Here is a 16,143-nt window from a genome sequence, read left to right on the forward strand (position 1 = left end):
GCAATGTCCACTCAATATTGTTCAATTAGCATAACTGAATTTGAACATGGTAGGAACCCTGCCCTCAGGAGTGAGAATGGACATCTCGACGTCCGAGCCAACGCGGAGCGCTGTCACGCGCCGCGAATTTACGCTGATCATCGCGTCATCATTCGGGGCATTGCTCGAATGGTACGATTTTTATATCTACGCGGCGCTGGCTGGAACATTCAGTACGCTTTTCTTCCCCAGCGGCAATGACACCACGGCTTTCCTGGCCAGTCTCGCCACCTTCGGTGCGGGGTTCCTGGTGCGGCCGCTCGGCGCGTTGTTCTTCGGCCGTCTTGGTGACAGGATCGGCCGAAAATATACCTTCATGGCGACAATCGTCCTGATGGGTGTTGCTACGGTGGGTGTCGGGCTACTGCCTCCGTTCGCGAAGATCGGCATGCTGGCGCCGGTGTTACTCGTCTGCCTGCGGCTATTGCAGGGTTTCGCACTGGGCGGCGAAACGGGCGGGGCGGCTACTTATCTGGCGGAACATTCTCCTGCGGGCCGCCGCGGGTTCTATACGAGCTCGCTTCAAACCACCGCGACGCTTGGTTTGCTGTCATCCATTGCGGTGGTCAGCGCAAGCCGAAGCGCCATGAATGATGCGTCATTCCAGGATTGGGGCTGGCGCGTGCCGTTCCTGGTTTCCATTGTGTTGCTCGTCATCTCCGTTTACCTGCGTACGAAACTGGCGGAATCGCCTACCTTCCAAGGGATGAAAGAGGCGGGAAAATTGTCGAAGTCTCCAATTAGCGAGAGCTTCGGCAAGTGGGAAAATCTCAAGTACGTGCTTATCATGCTGTTCAGCACAGCGTCCGGCGTTGGCGTCGTCTTCGGGACGGGCCACTTCTACTCCATGTATTTCCTGCAGAACACATTGAAGGTCGCACCTGACACCGTGAGCCTTTATCTGGCGATCGCGCTCGTGTGCGTCTTTCCGTTCTACCTTGTATTCGGCTGGCTTTCGGACCGCATCGGGCGTAAGTGGATCATGATGACCGCCTGCCTGTTGCTTGCGCTAACCACCCAGCCCATCTTTCACGCGCTGACGCATTACGCCAATCCGAAACTGGAGCTGTTTCAGAAAACCTCGCCGGTTACCGTCCATGCGGATGACTGTCACTTTTCGCTGTTCGCCGCGCCAAGGAGCGAATGCGACCGCATCCGCTCGTTCCTGAGTGCCTCGGGGGTCTCGTACCAGCAAGTGCCGTTGCAGGCCGGCCAGGCGACCGCTACGGCCATTGGCGATGTGACGGTGCACGGTAGCGACCGTGGCGATCTGGAGCGCGCGCTGCTGGCCGCTGGCTGGGTACGGCACGCGGACCCGTCGCAGATCAACGCGCCTGCCGTGATTTTCCTGATGTGGTTGCTGATCGTGTATCTCGCCATGGTCTACGGCCCGATGGCGGCGTTCATGGTTGAACTTTTTCCTGCGCGAATTCGCTACACCTCTCTCTCACTGCCGTTTCATCTCGGATCTGGCTGGTTCGGTGGAATGTTGCCGTTCGTGGTCTCCGCGATGGCAGTCGAAAATGGGAACGTGTACTTCGGTCTGTGGTACCCGATCGTGGTTGCAGGCGTGTCCCTGATAGTCGGCGTGCTCTTCGTTCCTGAAACATTCCGCCGGGACATCTCGCAATGAAGCGCGTTCCCACCCGCCGCAGGAGATCGTTCGGCGCGGTTGCCTCGACCGTCGTTCAGGCACACGCGCCGTGCCCGGTTCATCTCTGGCGACCACTTGATACGGGAGTCGTGGTGGTCACCGATCAGCTGGGGAACCGGCGTCTGAAGACGCCGGTTTTTCAGTCGAAGTGCTTCAGCAACGTGCGGCCGTACTGATTGTTGCCTTCGACCAGTTGCATCATCATCCGGACGAATTCGATGCGCTCTTGCGGGTCCAGCGGCGCCAGGAACCGGACCTGCGCTTCGCGCATGCTCTCGTACATTTCGTTCATGACGCGTCGCCCCTTGACGCTGATGTTTGCAATCTTCTGCCGCCCGTCAGCAGGGCTGGGCTCGCGCTTGACGAGCCCGCGCTCTTCCAGGCGCCGGAGAACGTCTGCCATGGTTGTGCGGTCGACGCCGACTTCGGCGCACAGTGACGTCTGGTCGAGCCCGGGACGCTCGCTTAGCGTCGTTAGCAAGCCGTACTGAACCGGAGTAATCGCGAAATCCTTACAGCTTTCGAAGAACAGCGCGATGTGAATCTGGTTGAGGCGCCGGATCAGGAAACCCGGGCGCTGCCATAAGTGACCCGTCTCGATCGTCGGATTCGAGACGGTAGCTTTCTTCTCCGTAACTGTGCCCATATTCATCCTTTCCAGTAAGTCCTGTCGTTCGGGACAAGTGTAACTCGCGCTTGCCCGATGGCAGGAAGCGCCGCAGGGGGAGGCGGCTGCTTCGTCTCATTCCGGTTCGTGTAACCCCTATGCGAACCACTGTTGCATTTGGATTTTTTTCCAGATAAAAACTTATCTGTCAGTGTGCTGATTATTTTACCGCCAAGTCACCAGACCGTCTTCACAGACACCTATTTCCCTAAGCTTAAGAGTTAACTTAACAAGCGTCGCGCAAGGATATCGGCCAGCGTGTTCGTCAGTTATCGAAACGATATGTATATCGTCAGTATGCTGATCAGTGTGGTTCGGCAATTTTGCCAGGCGTCAACTTTCACGTGTTTGGAGCCAACGATGAGTACTACACCTGCCAGATCAAATGACGCGCCCATGGCGCAGCGGTCGATGTCCTGGAGCGACATCAAGACGCTGGGTCTCGCGTCGCTAGGCGGCGCGCTTGAATACTACGATTTCATCGTCGCCGTATTCTTTACCAAGTTGCTCGCCACTGTCTTCTTTCCCCCGCACACGCCGGAGTGGCTCGCCCAGCTTAAGGTGTTTTGTATCTTCGCCGCGGGCTACCTCGTTCGTCCGATGGGGGGCATCTTCTTTGCTCACTTCGGCGACCGGATCGGGCGCAAGAAAATGTTCGCACTCAGCCTGTTCCTGATGGCGTTCCCCACGCTGCTGATTGGTCTGCTACCTAGTTACGCGATGCTCGGCATGACCGCGCCGCTGTTGTTCCTTCTGTGCCGGATACTGCAGGGCCTGTCGGTCGGCGGTGAAGTACCTGGGGCGTGGATCTTTTGCTCCGAGCACGTCCGGCGTGATCGCGTGGGACTTGCGTGTGGCCTCCTGATGTCAGGGCTGTGCACGGGCATCCTGCTGGGTGCATTGAGCGCAAAGTACCTGATGGGCAACCTCGACGCGGAGAGCCTGAAGAGTTGGGGCTGGCGTGTGCCGTTTATCGCCGGCGGAATTTTCGGACTGATCTCGGTCTACTTGCGCCGCTACTTGCATGAAACACCTGTTTTCGAGGCCCTTCGCGCTAAGCGTGCTGCCGACCCGCGCCTGCCGCTGTCGGTGGTGCTTAAGCATCACCGGGGTGCAATTGCGGTGTCGCTGCTCGCCACGTGGGTGTTCTCCGGAATCTTCGTGCTGTATTTCCTGTACACGCCGACCTTTCTGCAATCGCAGTTTCACTATGAAGCGAAAGCGGTCTTTACCAACAACTCCTGGTCTATCTTCGGGCTGATCATCGGCAGCACGGTCGCGGGATGGGCCGCGGACAGGATTGGAGGTGGCCGTGCGTACGCGCTGGGCAGCCTTGCCATGCTGGCTGTGACCAGCGCGTTCTATTTCGCACTGAGTTCCGGAAGCAGCGCAGTGTGGCCGCTTTATATTGCGGGTGGATTCCTGATCGGCACCATTACGCTCGGACCGTACATTATCGTCAAGAGCTTCCCGCCTGAAGTCCGTTTCACCGGCTTTGCTCTGTCGTACAACACCGCCTACGCGATCTTCGGTGGTACTGCGCCGGCAGTCGCGTCGTACTTGGTGGGCCGTCAGGGCCTTGTCATGGCACCCGCCTGGTACATCGCCGGACTGTGCGTGCTCGGTGTCGTCGTCGGACTGACATGGCGCGCGCCGGTGCATGCGGATGTTGGGTCATCGCATTGAGAGAGCGTTTTCATATCTTTTCTTGATGCCGCTTGAGATGCTCCTGCCTGATGCCTCAATGCACAGGCAGGAGCGTGTCTGAAATAGTGCACGCCAACAGCGTTGTCGCGGCGCCCCTTGCGGCGCGCTGTCATCGTAGGGGCAATCACTGACCTCCTATCGGTCACCTGCGGAACGCAAAAATATTGTGGAGATTTCGACCGTCCCCACGTAGTATTTGGTTTTGCTTCATAAAATGAAGCTAAGCGATCAAAATAGGCGAATGACGCAAAAGAAACCGCCGCGTAGTGCGGTGTATTCGCCAGACGCACAAGCGTTGTACAACCGGGAATGTAGGAGTCGACATGCGCTGGGATGATATTGGCTTTAGCCTTTGTCCAATTGCCCGATCGTTATCCGTAGTGGGCGACCGTTGGACCCTGTTGATCCTGCGGGAACTTGGAATGGGCATGCGCCGTTTCGAAGAGGTTCAGGCGCAGACCGGCATGTCTTCGCACCTGCTTTCGACTCGTCTGAAGCGACTGAAAGCGGAGGGCGTGATCGAGTGGCGTCTTTATAGCGTCAGACCGGCGCGCTACGAATACTCAGCAACAACCAAAGGCAAGGAGCTTGACGCGGTATTACTCGCGCTTCAGGCTTGGGGACAGAAGTGGGGTGGTTTCGATCCTCAGGCCGAGCCATCGCTCACCTGGGTGTTGAAGGCAACCGGGGAAGGGGTCCGTGGTCTATGGACGACTCCCACCGGCGACAAGCCTTTCACTTTCGATGAAACTGATCCGGTCATAAGCGCCGCGTTCCAGGCGGAACGAGAGGCGCGTCGAATTGCATTCCTTGCCCTCCGGCGCGACGCACGAGGCGCACGAAAATAAGCAGGTGATACGCAGTTCACGCCTCCTGGGTCGAGTTCAATGCCGATCGAATGGAGGACGGTCATGCGGTCATGCGGCTTGAATTTTGGAAGCTTGATGCTTTTCACTGTCGCTCATTTTTTGCGTCGACCCATGTTTTTTGCGCGGTCGCTTGGATAGGGATATCAAGCGCTGACGGCAGTCTTCGATCTCCCTCTCATCTGAGCTGAAGAGCGCTCGGCATTTGGAGGATAGGCTGAAGCCGGCAAACCCCGCGAATTAACAACTCTTAATATGAAGTAACTCGTCAACTGACCACCAAAAAGATGACCATAGCGTCACTGTCGCTTGGAGATAGAGACTGCAATGGAACATCATGGACCCCATTTGGCGAGGAACAACTATGCAACGCAATGTTGGTAACGACGATCCGTGGCTGCATGCAATAAAAATGCTCAAGTGTTCAAATAACGCACCTTTCGAGCGCTCTGGATCAACGCATGTGCAGCCACTGACGTGTTCTTCCCCACGCCAAATCGCTCACAGGCAAAAGAACACATTTGTGAAAGTGCTGGAAAAACCGACGAGCACTACGGCAACGGTCGCGTGGTTCGACTCGACGTCCTGTCACTATGGCGATCAGAGTTGGTCGCTTCGCGTTGCGCGTTCCAATGGCATCTGCGCGCTGACCGGCGAGCCGGTGCGAAAGGGCGACCGTGTCTATCAGCCACGCAAGTCGGGTTATCGGCCGCGTAACGCTAACGAGATGATTTTATCGTCGGTGCTAAGCCTCGAAGAATCTCCCGACGTGCCCGAAACACGCGTTGTCGTGAAGCGCAAAAAATGCGAGCGCGAGCCCGCCTAAGCATCGAATCCACATAGTTGGAAATACGGATTGCTCGCAAAATGCTTGCTGGAAAGGCGGCAGACCGTGGCTCGCTACAAGCTTCGTTTGCATCTCATTCAAGCGGATAGGTCGATCAATGAAGTCAAAAACTGTTCTTGCAGCGTTGGCTGTCGCTCTTTGTTCTGGCATTGCGCTCTCCGCGCCGAGAAAGGACAAAGCAAAGACGTATGCGGTATCGGATAGCGCGCTGGTCAAAAGCTTACCCGGTTTTAAAAACGGCTATGCCGATGTTGATGGCATCCGGTTGCACTATGTGACGGGAGGCGAAGGCAGTCCTGTCCTGCTACTTCCGGGCTGGCCCGAAACCTGGTGGGGATATCACAAGATCATGCCCGAGTTGGCGAAGACGCATCGCGTCTACGCGATCGACATCAGAGGAATGGGTAGCTCCGACAAACCTGCTGGCGGTTATGACAAAAAGACCATGGCCAACGACCTGTCCGAACTGATCCACCAGCTAGGGTTTGAAAAGGTCGATGTGGTCGGGCACGACATTGGCGCAATGGTCGCCTTTAGTCTGGCAGCCAACCACCCTGAGCAGGTGCGTAAGCTGGTCATGCTGGACGTCGCTCATCCGTCGCCCGGGTATTTCAAGCTGGCGCTCTTGCCTGAAGCGGGTACGTTCGGTGACAAGATCGACGAAGACCACCCATACCTCTGGTGGTTCGCCTTCCATCAAGTAAAGGGTCTGCCAGAGGATCTGCTGGAAGGTCGTGCAGGACTGGAGCAAGCATGGTTCTTCCGATACCAGCTGAAAGACGAAACCGCGATCGATGCCCGGGATCGCGCTGTCTACGCCGCCGCTTATTCAAGCCGCGACGCAATCCGTGCAGGAAACGGCTGGTATCAGGCCTTTTCCCGGGATATTGCAGATAGTAGAACCTATCAACCCTTGGCGATGCCGGTGTTGGGCCTGGGTGGAACAGGATATCCGCGGCTGAAGGCGTCGCTCGATGCGAGTGCGCCGGGATCGAGTACCTTCCGGATAGACGGAAGCGGTCACTTTATTGCCGAAGAAAAACCATTCGTGCTGCTCTTCTACCTGAACGACTTCTTGAACTGAACTGAACTAAGCGCGCCGCGCGCCAATGCGCCGCGATGCGGGGCCCGAGAGCCCCGATCGGCGGCGCAGTTCATCTACCGGAAAACATGACGAGACCCTGGGTAACAGTGGTCTCGCATGTTCGGTCAAGACCTGCTTAAGCCACGGGTAGCTGTTCCAGAAGCTCCGCAGTCGAATATATCGCATGGGCGAACATGGGCGCATTCGTCGCCGCGGCTTGCATGCCCTCAGCGCTGAACGCCGCCGTCGCGTCGGTCACAAGCGTGACGTGATAACCAAGTTCCATGCCAAAGCGCGCCGTTGATTCAATGCAGCTGTTCGCGATCAATCCGATCAGAATAATTTTCTGGATCCCGTGCTGTTTCAATTGGACATCGAGGTCGGTATTCGCAAAACCACTTTGCGCCCAGTGTTCCTTGATGACCACGTCACCCGGCTGCGGCCCGAATTCGGGGTTGAATTCACCGCCCCACGACCCGACTTCGAAAGCCTTGGTCGGAAGTCCCGCTTTCTGGAACATGTTGATATGTTGCCAGCCGTCGAAGTCGCCATGATGCGAGCGATGGTGAGGCACGATGAACACCTGGATTCCAGCGGCGCGCGCAGCCGGGATGATCTTGCGGAGGTTGCCGAACATGCCGGACGCGTCGGCTGTCGCCTTGATGGCGTTAAACAACTTTCCGCCTTCACTCATAAAGTCGTTGTACGGGTCGACGATGAGGAGGCCGGTTCGTTCTGCGCTATAGGTTGCAGTCATGAAATCGCCTTTCGTATTCAGTGAGTAGGGGGAGACTGGACAGTCGCACGGATGCGCGGCGCGGATGGATCATGGAGGTCGACGTGGATCGACTTTCCGCAGACGGTTTGTCCATTTCAGCAGCGTCGAATAGCCAGCGAGCCGGCTCCTTCGTTCAAGGGTTCGATATTCCGGCCTGCTTAACCGCCCGGTTGAAAGCGTTCGGATCTTGAGGCTTTTAAATACCCTCGAAAGCAGGTCGACGCGAATCGAGAATAGACGCTTTAAAAATGAAAGTCACGTTATTTCTGTCCGCCAAGATCCTCAAGTCAGCGGGGGAGGAAACACAGTCATGCTTTTTTCTTTGCTCACAGTCGGAGACTGGATAAGAGACGGTCCATAGACATACCCGTTCGCGAGCGCCTTGCAGTCGCGGAGCGCACTCTGCAATGTGACCGCCCTCAAATGTCCGTCATTGCTTTCGCGCGCTGACGAAGGCGGGGTTCTTTGACAACACTGGAGATCCGCTGTATTGTAACTTCAAAACATGAAGTGACAAAATGAAGGTGTAAATTTCCCGCGCCGCTTCGGATCGTTGCGGCTGCCCCTGCGACGTAATCGGCTCACCGTCCATGACAACACCTGTCAACGTAAGCGGAATTCAATGACCACACTTTTCGACCCTGTAAAAATTGGCGATATTTATACGGAAAACCGTGTCGTGATGGCGCCGCTGACCCGCGATCGTGCTGGCCCTGGCGGCGTGCCGCGCGAGATGGCTGCGACCTATTATCGTCAACGTGCGAGCGCCGGACTCATCATCGCGGAAGGCACACAGATCTCGGCGCTGGGTCAGGGGTACGTCGATACGCCGGGTATTCATACCGCAGCTCAAGTGGCGGCCTGGCGCCGTGTGACAGACGCCGTGCACGAAGCAGGCGGCAAGATCGTGGTTCAGTTATGGCATGTAGGGCGGATTTCCCACACGTCGTTGCTGTCCGGTGGCCAAGTGCCGGTATCGAGCAGCGCTCGAATCGCAAAAGCACAGACGTTCACCGCCAAGGGCTTTGAACAGGTATCGGCGCCGCGCGCCCTGAGCCTGCAGGAAGTGGCCGGGGTAGTGGAGGAGTTCCGTATTGGTGCGAGAAACGCCATCGCAGCAGGATTCGACGGCGTCGAGGTTCATGGCGCGCATGGTTACCTGATCGAGCAGTTCCTGCGCGACAGCATCAATGACCGCACGGACGCTTATGGCGGTGAGATCGAAAATCGGGTGCGTTTTGTGAGCGAAGTCATGACGGCCATCTCGGACGAGATCGGAGGCGGTCGCTCGGGAATCCGGCTGTCGCCAGTGTCGCCGGTCAACGACGCCGCGCTCGACAGTGCGACGCAAGCGACCTACAACATGGTCGTCGAACGCATGGCGAAGTTGAAGCTTGCTTTCATTCATGTGGTGGAAGGTGCGACAGGAGGTGCGCGTGACTTCGCGCCTCTCGACTACGGGGCGTTACGCAGCCGCTTCAAGGCCGGCAATGGAAGCGGCGCATGGATCGCAAACAACGGCTATACCCGCGAGATGGCGCTGGACGCTGTGGAAAGCGGAGCAGTGGACGCGGTGGCTTTCGGCAAGCCGTTTATTAGTAACCCGGACCTGGTGCGTCGTCTCAAGGAAAACGCACCGCTCGCACCCGCGGACCAGAAAACCATGTATGGCGGCGACGAGAGAGGGTACACAGACTATCCGATGCTTGATGGGAAGGCTGCGTAGTCACTCGTTGTGTTCCGGGGTCTCGCAGTGTTTGCGGTCGTGCGTGACGCCATCCTGACACCTTGATTTGGAGCATTTTATGCAAGCGACCGGATTTTCAAGCTGGACGGGTTCGTGGAAGAGCGGGACGGGGACCTTGTCGACTGACACCGGCTTATTCAAGGCTACGCCGTATTCCTATGCGAGCCGATTCGAGGGCGCCCCAGGTGCGAGCCCGGAGGAGTTGCTAAGTGTTGCTCATGCAGGATGTTTCAATCAAGCACTTGCCAACAACTTTGGCATGATCGATCTGGAAGCGGAGAGTATCGAGACTTCGGTCGACATCGATTTTGGAACGGGAGACGATGGGCATCCCGCCATCAAGCGGTCCCATATCACGGTCAGCGCCAGGGTGCCGGGCGCATCGGATGAGCAATTTCAACATTGCGCGGATCGTGCGCGTACGAATTGTACGATCGCCAAGATCATGAACATCGAGATTACGATGGTCGCCAAGCTGCTTCCGTGAGACAAGCCATAAACTTCTCGAAGGGACTCAGAGGGACCAATCACAATCTGATCGACGCCTTGGATCGGTGAATCCAGCTCCATGCATGGTGCCTCGTCGATTGCTGCGCTGCCGCGCGTGCAAACAAGCTTGGCAGTGGTCGAGAGACTATTAGGCAATCTGATAAAGCCAGCTAAGTGTTTGCAATCAAACGACGGCCCGTACGCTACGTGCGCACTTGCAACCTTGCTCATTCGATGGGACCTGTTACTAATGACCGAAATAACCGAAACACAAAAGATGCAAGCGAACGACGGCGTGCTACCACCGCATGAAGCGCTCAATGTTGTTTCGCGTGGTGTTGCCACTACTCGTCAAAACGACACCGTCATGACAGGAGACGCTCCCTTCTCGGCGCTTGACGACCGACATCATCAAACCCATCCGATTCTCACCGACAGTGAAATTGAGCGGATGAAACACTTCGGCACGCTGCAAACTTACCGATCCGGCGAGCAGTTGCTGGAATCCGGCGTGCCTGTGCCCGGCATGTTCGTTTTGCTTAGCGGCCGGATCAGTATTACCAGACGCGACGGGCTCGGGCGCGTGAGCGAGGTGCTCGAACAACAACCCAGACGCTTCGTTGCGGAGATCGGTCAACTCTCGGGAAGGCCGTCACTCGTCGATGGCCACGCAGTAGGCGACGTCACAGTCATCCTGATCCCGCCGGAGCGCTTGCGCGCGCTTCTCGTGGCGGAAGCGGAGTTAGGAGAACGGATCATGCGTTCTTTGATTCTCCGGCGGGTCAGACTGATCGAGCGCGGAACCGGGCCGATACTGCTGGGAAAATCGGATGATGCGCGCTTGATATTGCTGCAAGGGTTCTTGAGCCGAAATGGACACCCGCACACGGTGATTGATACCGACACCGACCCCGATGCGATCCAGTTACTAGAACGCATGTCCAGATCGGATGCCGATCTTCCGCTGGTCATTTGTCCGGATGGCACGGTACTACGTGCCCCGGACGAAAATCAGCTCGCGTCACAATTGGGCTGGTTGCCTGAATTCGATCCTGAGCATACCTATGATGTCGCGATCGTAGGCGCGGGACCTGCTGGATTGGCCACAGCCGTCTATGCTGCGTCAGAAGGTTTGTCGGTTGCGGTGTTCGATAGCCGCGCGCCTGGCGGGCAAGCCGGAGCAAGCTCCCGCATAGAAAACTATCTTGGTTTTCCGACTGGCATTTCCGGACAGGCGCTAGCGGGTCGCGCTTTCGTGCAAGCCCAGAAATTTGGGGCTCACATTGCAATTCCGTTGCAGATCAAGGCGCTTCACTGCGATTGCTTGCCCGTCGAGATTGAACTGATGGACGGCCGTCGCATTGCTTCGCATACGGTCGTGATTGCTACGGGTGCCGCTTATCGCAAGCCAGCCATTGTGGGACTGGAAAAATTCGAAGGACACGGCACCTACTATTGGGCGTCCCCTGTAGAAGCCCGGCTGTGCAAAGGAGCCGAGGTGGCGCTTGTGGGCGGCGGGAATTCGGCGGGACAGGCGATCGTTTATCTGGCGTCGCATGCATCGCATGTTCACGTGCTGATCCGTGCTCAGGGATTGGAAGCAAGCATGTCGCGATATCTGATCGACCGCATTGCTGCGTTGCCCAATGTCACGCTTCATCGAAGGGCCGCGATCGAGTCCATGGAGGGGGAAGGAGGCGCGCTGTCCACACTGAATTGCACGACTCCCGAAGGTCCGCTGACATTGCATGTCAGGCATCTTTTTCTGTTCACAGGAGCCAATCCGAACACGAGCTGGCTACAAGGTTGCAGTGTGAACACCGACCAGGGTGGTTTCGTGCTGACCGGCAATGCCGCGGCCGGTAGCAGGATCTATAGAACAACAACACTTGAAACCAGTGTGCCGGGCGTGTTTGCCATTGGAGACGTTCGATCAGCATCGACGAAACGAGTGGCTGCAGCCGTGGGGGAAGGCGCTGCTGTCGTGTCGCAGATCCACGGCGTGCTGGCCGGGCGTCAGGAACTGGCGCAACGTGCTAACGCGACACCGGCTTGAGGTACGACGAGGCCTCAATCAGATCTTTGCCGGCGGTCTGCGTAGAACCAACGCAATCAAGACGCCCACAATGCCGGCGGTAGCGGCGATCCGATAGTTGTCCGCGAGGGCGAGCGTGGTCGCCTGGACACGAACGGCACGATCGATCAATGCGTATGCTGCAAGCGGTGCAGATAGCACACTGCTTGGTCCGACTGAAAAGATCCCGGCTTGGGAGAGTATCCGTTCAACCGATTGTGCATCGAAATTATTGAGGTGCATGCCAAGATCATTCGAATACATCTGCTCTCGAACTCGTTGCGCAAACGCGATGGACGTCGTCCCCAGTTGACCTCCGAAAAGGCGGGTTGTCTGCACCAGTGCTCCGAATGTCAGCGCGTACTCCGGGGAAAGATGCTTGATCAGGAAGTAGACCGTCGACGTGACGACCATGGTTTGCCCAATTCCCTGAAGCAACTGAGAAGGAATGAAGTTTCCTTCTACCCAGTCGGGTGTGATGTTGGCGCCAAGAAGAAATGCGACCGTGACAATGGCAAAGCCCGCGACAATGACGCGGCGAGCGTCGATGTGCAGCAGCAGGAATGCGACAAGAGGTGCGGCAAAGATCTGAGGAACAGCAATCCAGCGTAGCGTTTCACCGATCTGAAGCGGCCTTAGATTGTGGACGGCACCTAGAAAAATCGGCGGTATGAAACTTGTGTTGAGCAGCGCAAAACGAGTCAGCAACGTGAGTGTCAACAACAGGGAAATATTGGGTTTCAGCAGGTATTCAAGCGCGATTCCGGGCGATTTCGCCAGGAGTTCCCGTGCGAGGAACGCCGCCAGCAGCACCGCGCCGGCGTAGAGTATCGCGGTCACAAAACCTGACTGAAACCAGAATAGCCGCTCACCCTGGTCCAGCCCCACGAGCAGGCAAACGAACCCGCTGGCTCCCAACAGCATCCCGGCGTGGTCGCCTCGCAACGTTGATGGGGGATAGGGCTCCTTAGGAATGGACAGCGCCACGAAGGCGATGAACGGCAACGTCAGCGCGGCATTCTGCCAATAGAACCAGTGCCACGTGAGATGCTCGCTGTACCAGCCCTCCAACGTGGCCGAAACGTTCAATGACATCTCGATGTTCATCGCGTATGCGGCGATTCCGAAGGGAAGCCACTTCGGAGGCAGCGTTCTCGCGATTACCCCGATTGCGACGGGAACGAAGACCCCGGATGAAAGCCCGGACACCACCTGAATGAAAATCAGCGTCGCAAAGTTGGGCGAAAAAGGCAGTGCCATCTGCGATATAAAAAATATTGTCGCGCCGTAGATAAGCAGCCTTCTAACCCCGGTGACAAAGGCAGCCCACACGGCGATAGGGCCGATGAACATCTGGCCCGCGTTGAACGCCGTATTGATCCAGGCACCCTGGTCGAAGCTGATGCCAAGCGCGCCGCGCAAGTCTGCTAACCCCAACGACGTCAGGCGTGACGTGAACGTCGAAATAATGGTTCCAAGCAACACGGCTCCTATTGCCGCATACGGGCGCAAGCTTTCCCGCGCAATCGCAGCAGCAATGGTGGGATCGACTCGCTCAGTGTCTGGTTTCATTGCCGATGTAAGTTCTCGCCTGTAGACTTGTGACTTCAAATATGAAAGCGTAGCATACGCCATGTTTCAGGATGCGCAACCGAGGAGTTGAAATACCGTGGATGGAGCTGACAACGAGGAGGTATTGGCGTCGAACAGGCGCAGGATCACAGCGATCCTGGGGCTGGTTGCCTTCGCGGTTGCACTCGGTGCAGTACTTGCCTATGCGTACGGGTCAGGCGACCGCGGCACAGACGACGCTTATGTGACCGGTCATGTCCATACCATTGCGGCAAGAGTCAATGGAACGGTTGAGCAGGTGCTGGTGCGGGACAATCAGTTCGTCCACGCCGGGGACAAACTCGTTCGGCTCGATACACGCGACTTCGACGTGCGCGTTGCATTGGAGAAATCGAGGGTCGAGCAGGCACAGGCGGATCAAGCCAAAGCGCGGGCATTGATAGCGCAGGCAAGGGCGGCGATCGTAGCGGCCGCCGCAGACGCGAAACGTGACGATCTTGACTTCGGGCGGGCACAGGAACTCACGCGCGAGACGCCTCGCGGTCTGTCGCAACAGGAATATGACGCAGCCGATGCAACACGCAAATCTGCCGCCGCACGCGTGCTTCAGGCACAGGCGCAACTCGCTATATCGGAAGCAACGTTAGCGTCGTCGGTGGCCACTGAAACTCAGGGCAAGGCCAACCTGCGGGATGCTTCGCTGCAATTGAACTATACGGATGTCGTTTCACCCGTGGATGGTTTCGTCGGTAAGAAGACGGTCGAAACCGGGCAACGTATCGTGCAAGGGCAGGCATTGCTTGCCGTTGTTGAAAACGATGCGTGGGTCGTGGCGAATTTTCGTGAGACCCAGTTGAAGCACGTTCATGTAGGCGATACCGTGAGCCTCCGCTTCGACGCATTGCCGGACGTGGAGTTGTCGGGTCATGTAGAGAGTTTCGCACCCGCCACGGGAGCGCAGTTCGCGCTGCTGCCGCCGGATAACGCGACGGGTAATTTCACGAAGGTCGTGCAGCGCGTTCCGGTCAAGATCTTGATCGACAATCCGGATCTTGCAAGTCGACACATTGCGCTGGGCATGTCGGTGACTGCCAGGTTAGGCGTCCAGGACAAGAGCCCATGACCCGGTTAAACCTTTGGCTCCTGGGCGCCGTGTGCGCAGTAACAGGATGCACGTTGAATCCTCAGCCGCTGCCGGACCTGGCGCTGAGCGGTCAACCTTTCCGACACAGCGAAGCAGCGTTGGCAGCAGGGCGCGTTACCAAGCCCTCCGATGCCATCGAGCTGTCGAATTGGGTCAGTCTTTTCGCCGATCCCCAACTCACCGGTCTGGTCGATTCCGCCCTGAGAGAGAACCTTGAAATTAAATCGGCCAACGCCCGCATCGCGCAGTCGCGGGCGCTGTTCGACGTGGACAAGTCTTACACCCTGCCCACTGTGCGTACAAGTCCGGGTTTCGATAGAAGCCGTGTCTCCGGTACCGTGAATGAAGCGCTCCCCCAACGGACACTGCATAACTGGGCCATGCCCGTCGACGCCAGCTACGATGTCGATTTATGGGGGCGATTGAGGGGCGGCGTCGAGTCGGGGCGCGATAAGCTTCTTGCCGCGCAAGCTGATTCCGACGCCGTCACGCTTCGCATTTCGACGGAGGTCGCGAGCGACTATCTGACACTTAGGTTTATTGATTTCGATCGCACCGAATTGCTGCGTTCAATCGAACTTCGGCAGACTGCGCTCGACCTGATCAATAGGCGGGTGAAGGCTGGCTCCGCTGGTGACCTCGACGCGCTTCGCGCTACAACAGAATTGAAGACCGCATCCGCCGAGCTGAAAGAGAGTGACCGGCTTCGCGAAAATCTCGTCGATGCCATCGCTGTACTGACGGGAAGCTCTGCCACCGATCTCTCGATTGCGAACAGGCAGGACGATGTCGTCCTTCCCTCGGTACCGGTGGGATTGCCGTCCGAGATACTGGGAAATCGCCCGGACGTGTTCGCTGCCCAGCGGCGCCTGGATGTGGCTTCCTTGCAGATCGGCATAGCGAAAACGGCATTCCTTCCATCGCTTACGTTGACTGCCAGCGGTGGGTTTGCAAGCGACAGCTTACGAACTTTTCTCGACCGAAACAGTTCGATGTGGGGATTGGGAGTCAGTGTTGCCGAGACCTTGTTCGATGGCGGCCGCCGCCAGGCAGCGGTGGATTCAGCTAACGCGGGATACCTGATTGCAGAGGCGGACTACCGCTCGACGACGCTTCAGGCATTCCGCCAGGTGCAGGATGCGCTCAACGACATTGCGGCCCAACGTCTTCAAGCCGATGACTACGGCGCCGCGTCGAACGCTTCTTCTCAGGCCGCGGCGCTTTCACGCAGTCGATACGAACACGGCTATGTCAGCTATTTTGAAGTTGTCGATTCCGACCGTAGCGCACTCGCCATCAAGCGCCAGTTGATCCGGAGTCATCAGGCGCAGGCAGTGGCAACGGTTTCGCTGCTACGGGCGCTTGGCGGTGGGTGGAATGGGGTCCGTCCGAGCCTGTGATAGGGGAAAGAGAACCCATGTCGCTACGCCGTGGCCCTGGTTTGCAGTGATCGCTGCAGGGCGGCGGCGCAAGAA

At 57.4% G+C, this 16,143-nt stretch carries 13 protein-coding genes; 10 read left to right on the top strand and 3 right to left on the bottom strand.

The window, feature by feature from the left end:
- Nucleotides 1-76 precede the first annotated feature (76 nt).
- Nucleotides 77-1,672 carry an MFS transporter gene (locus tag GSQ93_RS24350; protein ID WP_158938190.1) on the top strand — a complete coding sequence of 532 codons (1,596 nt, stop codon included), beginning with the start codon at nucleotides 77-79 and terminating at the stop codon, nucleotides 1,670-1,672.
- Between the two features lie 160 nt (nucleotides 1,673-1,832).
- On the opposite strand, the gene GSQ93_RS24355 is transcribed toward GSQ93_RS24350, so the two are convergent.
- Entirely contained in the window at nucleotides 1,833-2,339 is a 507-nt protein-coding gene (locus tag GSQ93_RS24355) for a MarR family winged helix-turn-helix transcriptional regulator (protein WP_158938191.1), read from the bottom strand.
- Nucleotides 2,340-2,720: 381 nt separating this feature from the next.
- Here GSQ93_RS24355 and GSQ93_RS24360 point away from each other — a divergent pair, with 381 nt between their 5' ends.
- The 4 genes from GSQ93_RS24360 to GSQ93_RS24375 all read left to right on the top strand — a co-directional run bounded on the left by GSQ93_RS24360 (nucleotide 2,721) and on the right by GSQ93_RS24375 (nucleotide 6,864).
- Nucleotides 2,721-4,046 (top strand): MFS transporter, encoded by a 1,326-nt coding sequence (locus GSQ93_RS24360; protein WP_254074027.1) that lies wholly within the window; start codon nucleotides 2,721-2,723, stop codon nucleotides 4,044-4,046.
- Between the two features lie 344 nt (nucleotides 4,047-4,390).
- Nucleotides 4,391-4,915: a helix-turn-helix domain-containing protein gene (locus tag GSQ93_RS24365; RefSeq protein ID WP_158938192.1), complete on the top strand. Its 525-nt coding sequence runs from the start codon at nucleotides 4,391-4,393 to the stop codon at nucleotides 4,913-4,915.
- Between the two features lie 430 nt (nucleotides 4,916-5,345).
- Complete coding sequence (locus GSQ93_RS24370) at nucleotides 5,346-5,759, top strand: DUF3331 domain-containing protein (RefSeq protein WP_301952086.1); 414 nt, start codon at nucleotides 5,346-5,348, stop codon at nucleotides 5,757-5,759.
- A 118-nt stretch (nucleotides 5,760-5,877) separates the two neighbouring features.
- Complete coding sequence (locus GSQ93_RS24375) at nucleotides 5,878-6,864, top strand: alpha/beta fold hydrolase (protein WP_158938194.1); 987 nt, start codon at nucleotides 5,878-5,880, stop codon at nucleotides 6,862-6,864.
- Nucleotides 6,865-7,000: 136 nt separating this feature from the next.
- Here the strand turns inward: GSQ93_RS24375 and GSQ93_RS24380 are convergent, their stop codons facing one another.
- The gene (locus GSQ93_RS24380; RefSeq protein ID WP_158938195.1) at nucleotides 7,001-7,621 is read right to left on the bottom strand and encodes an isochorismatase family cysteine hydrolase; all 621 of its coding nucleotides are present in this window, start codon (nucleotides 7,619-7,621) and stop codon (nucleotides 7,001-7,003) included.
- A 643-nt stretch (nucleotides 7,622-8,264) separates the two neighbouring features.
- Here GSQ93_RS24380 and GSQ93_RS24385 point away from each other — a divergent pair.
- From GSQ93_RS24385 to GSQ93_RS24395, 3 genes are all read left to right on the top strand, one after another.
- The gene (locus GSQ93_RS24385; protein ID WP_158938196.1) at nucleotides 8,265-9,368 is read left to right on the top strand and encodes an alkene reductase; all 1,104 of its coding nucleotides are present in this window, start codon (nucleotides 8,265-8,267) and stop codon (nucleotides 9,366-9,368) included.
- 79 nt (nucleotides 9,369-9,447) lie between these two features.
- Nucleotides 9,448-9,876: an OsmC family peroxiredoxin gene (locus GSQ93_RS24390; RefSeq protein WP_158938197.1), complete on the top strand. Its 429-nt coding sequence runs from the start codon at nucleotides 9,448-9,450 to the stop codon at nucleotides 9,874-9,876.
- Nucleotides 9,877-10,245: 369 nt separating this feature from the next.
- Nucleotides 10,246-11,934, top strand: a complete 1,689-nt coding sequence (locus GSQ93_RS24395; RefSeq protein ID WP_254074028.1) for an FAD-dependent oxidoreductase — start codon at nucleotides 10,246-10,248, stop codon at nucleotides 11,932-11,934.
- An 18-nt stretch (nucleotides 11,935-11,952) separates the two neighbouring features.
- On the opposite strand, the gene GSQ93_RS24400 is transcribed toward GSQ93_RS24395, so the two are convergent.
- Nucleotides 11,953-13,587, bottom strand: a complete 1,635-nt coding sequence (locus tag GSQ93_RS24400) for an MFS transporter (RefSeq protein ID WP_367889779.1) — start codon at nucleotides 13,585-13,587, stop codon at nucleotides 11,953-11,955.
- A gap of 34 nt (nucleotides 13,588-13,621) precedes the next feature.
- Between GSQ93_RS24400 and GSQ93_RS24405 the strand changes: the two genes are divergently transcribed.
- Together GSQ93_RS24405 and GSQ93_RS24410 are read left to right on the top strand one after the other, a co-directional pair.
- Nucleotides 13,622-14,647 carry an HlyD family secretion protein gene (locus GSQ93_RS24405; protein WP_158938199.1) on the top strand — a complete coding sequence of 342 codons (1,026 nt, stop codon included), beginning with the start codon at nucleotides 13,622-13,624 and terminating at the stop codon, nucleotides 14,645-14,647.
- Nucleotides 14,644-16,068: an efflux transporter outer membrane subunit gene (locus GSQ93_RS24410; protein WP_158938200.1), complete on the top strand. Its 1,425-nt coding sequence runs from the start codon at nucleotides 14,644-14,646 to the stop codon at nucleotides 16,066-16,068. Before GSQ93_RS24405 ends, GSQ93_RS24410 begins: the two co-directional genes overlap by 4 nt.
- Nucleotides 16,069-16,143 lie beyond the last annotated feature (75 nt).

The organism is Burkholderia sp. S171 (genome assembly GCF_009766085.1).
Taxonomy (GTDB): Bacteria; Pseudomonadota; Gammaproteobacteria; order Burkholderiales; family Burkholderiaceae; genus Caballeronia.

Bases quoted from the DNA above. Each gene is read 5' to 3' on its own strand.
- GSQ93_RS24350 (WP_158938190.1), top strand. From the start codon at position 77: ATGGACATCTCGACGTCCGAGCCAACGCGGAGCGCTGTCACGCGCCGC.
- GSQ93_RS24355 (WP_158938191.1), bottom strand. From the start codon at position 2,339: ATGGGCACAGTTACGGAGAAGAAAGCTACCGTCTCGAATCCGACGATC.
- GSQ93_RS24360 (WP_254074027.1), top strand. From the start codon at position 2,721: ATGAGTACTACACCTGCCAGATCAAATGACGCGCCCATGGCGCAGCGG.
- GSQ93_RS24365 (WP_158938192.1), top strand. From the start codon at position 4,391: ATGCGCTGGGATGATATTGGCTTTAGCCTTTGTCCAATTGCCCGATCG.
- GSQ93_RS24370 (WP_301952086.1), top strand. From the start codon at position 5,346: ATGCTCAAGTGTTCAAATAACGCACCTTTCGAGCGCTCTGGATCAACG.
- GSQ93_RS24375 (WP_158938194.1), top strand. From the start codon at position 5,878: ATGAAGTCAAAAACTGTTCTTGCAGCGTTGGCTGTCGCTCTTTGTTCT.
- GSQ93_RS24380 (WP_158938195.1), bottom strand. From the start codon at position 7,621: ATGACTGCAACCTATAGCGCAGAACGAACCGGCCTCCTCATCGTCGAC.
- GSQ93_RS24385 (WP_158938196.1), top strand. From the start codon at position 8,265: ATGACCACACTTTTCGACCCTGTAAAAATTGGCGATATTTATACGGAA.
- GSQ93_RS24390 (WP_158938197.1), top strand. From the start codon at position 9,448: ATGCAAGCGACCGGATTTTCAAGCTGGACGGGTTCGTGGAAGAGCGGG.
- GSQ93_RS24395 (WP_254074028.1), top strand. From the start codon at position 10,246: ATGACAGGAGACGCTCCCTTCTCGGCGCTTGACGACCGACATCATCAA.
- GSQ93_RS24400 (WP_367889779.1), bottom strand. From the start codon at position 13,587: ATGGCGTATGCTACGCTTTCATATTTGAAGTCACAAGTCTACAGGCGA.
- GSQ93_RS24410 (WP_158938200.1), top strand. From the start codon at position 14,644: ATGACCCGGTTAAACCTTTGGCTCCTGGGCGCCGTGTGCGCAGTAACA.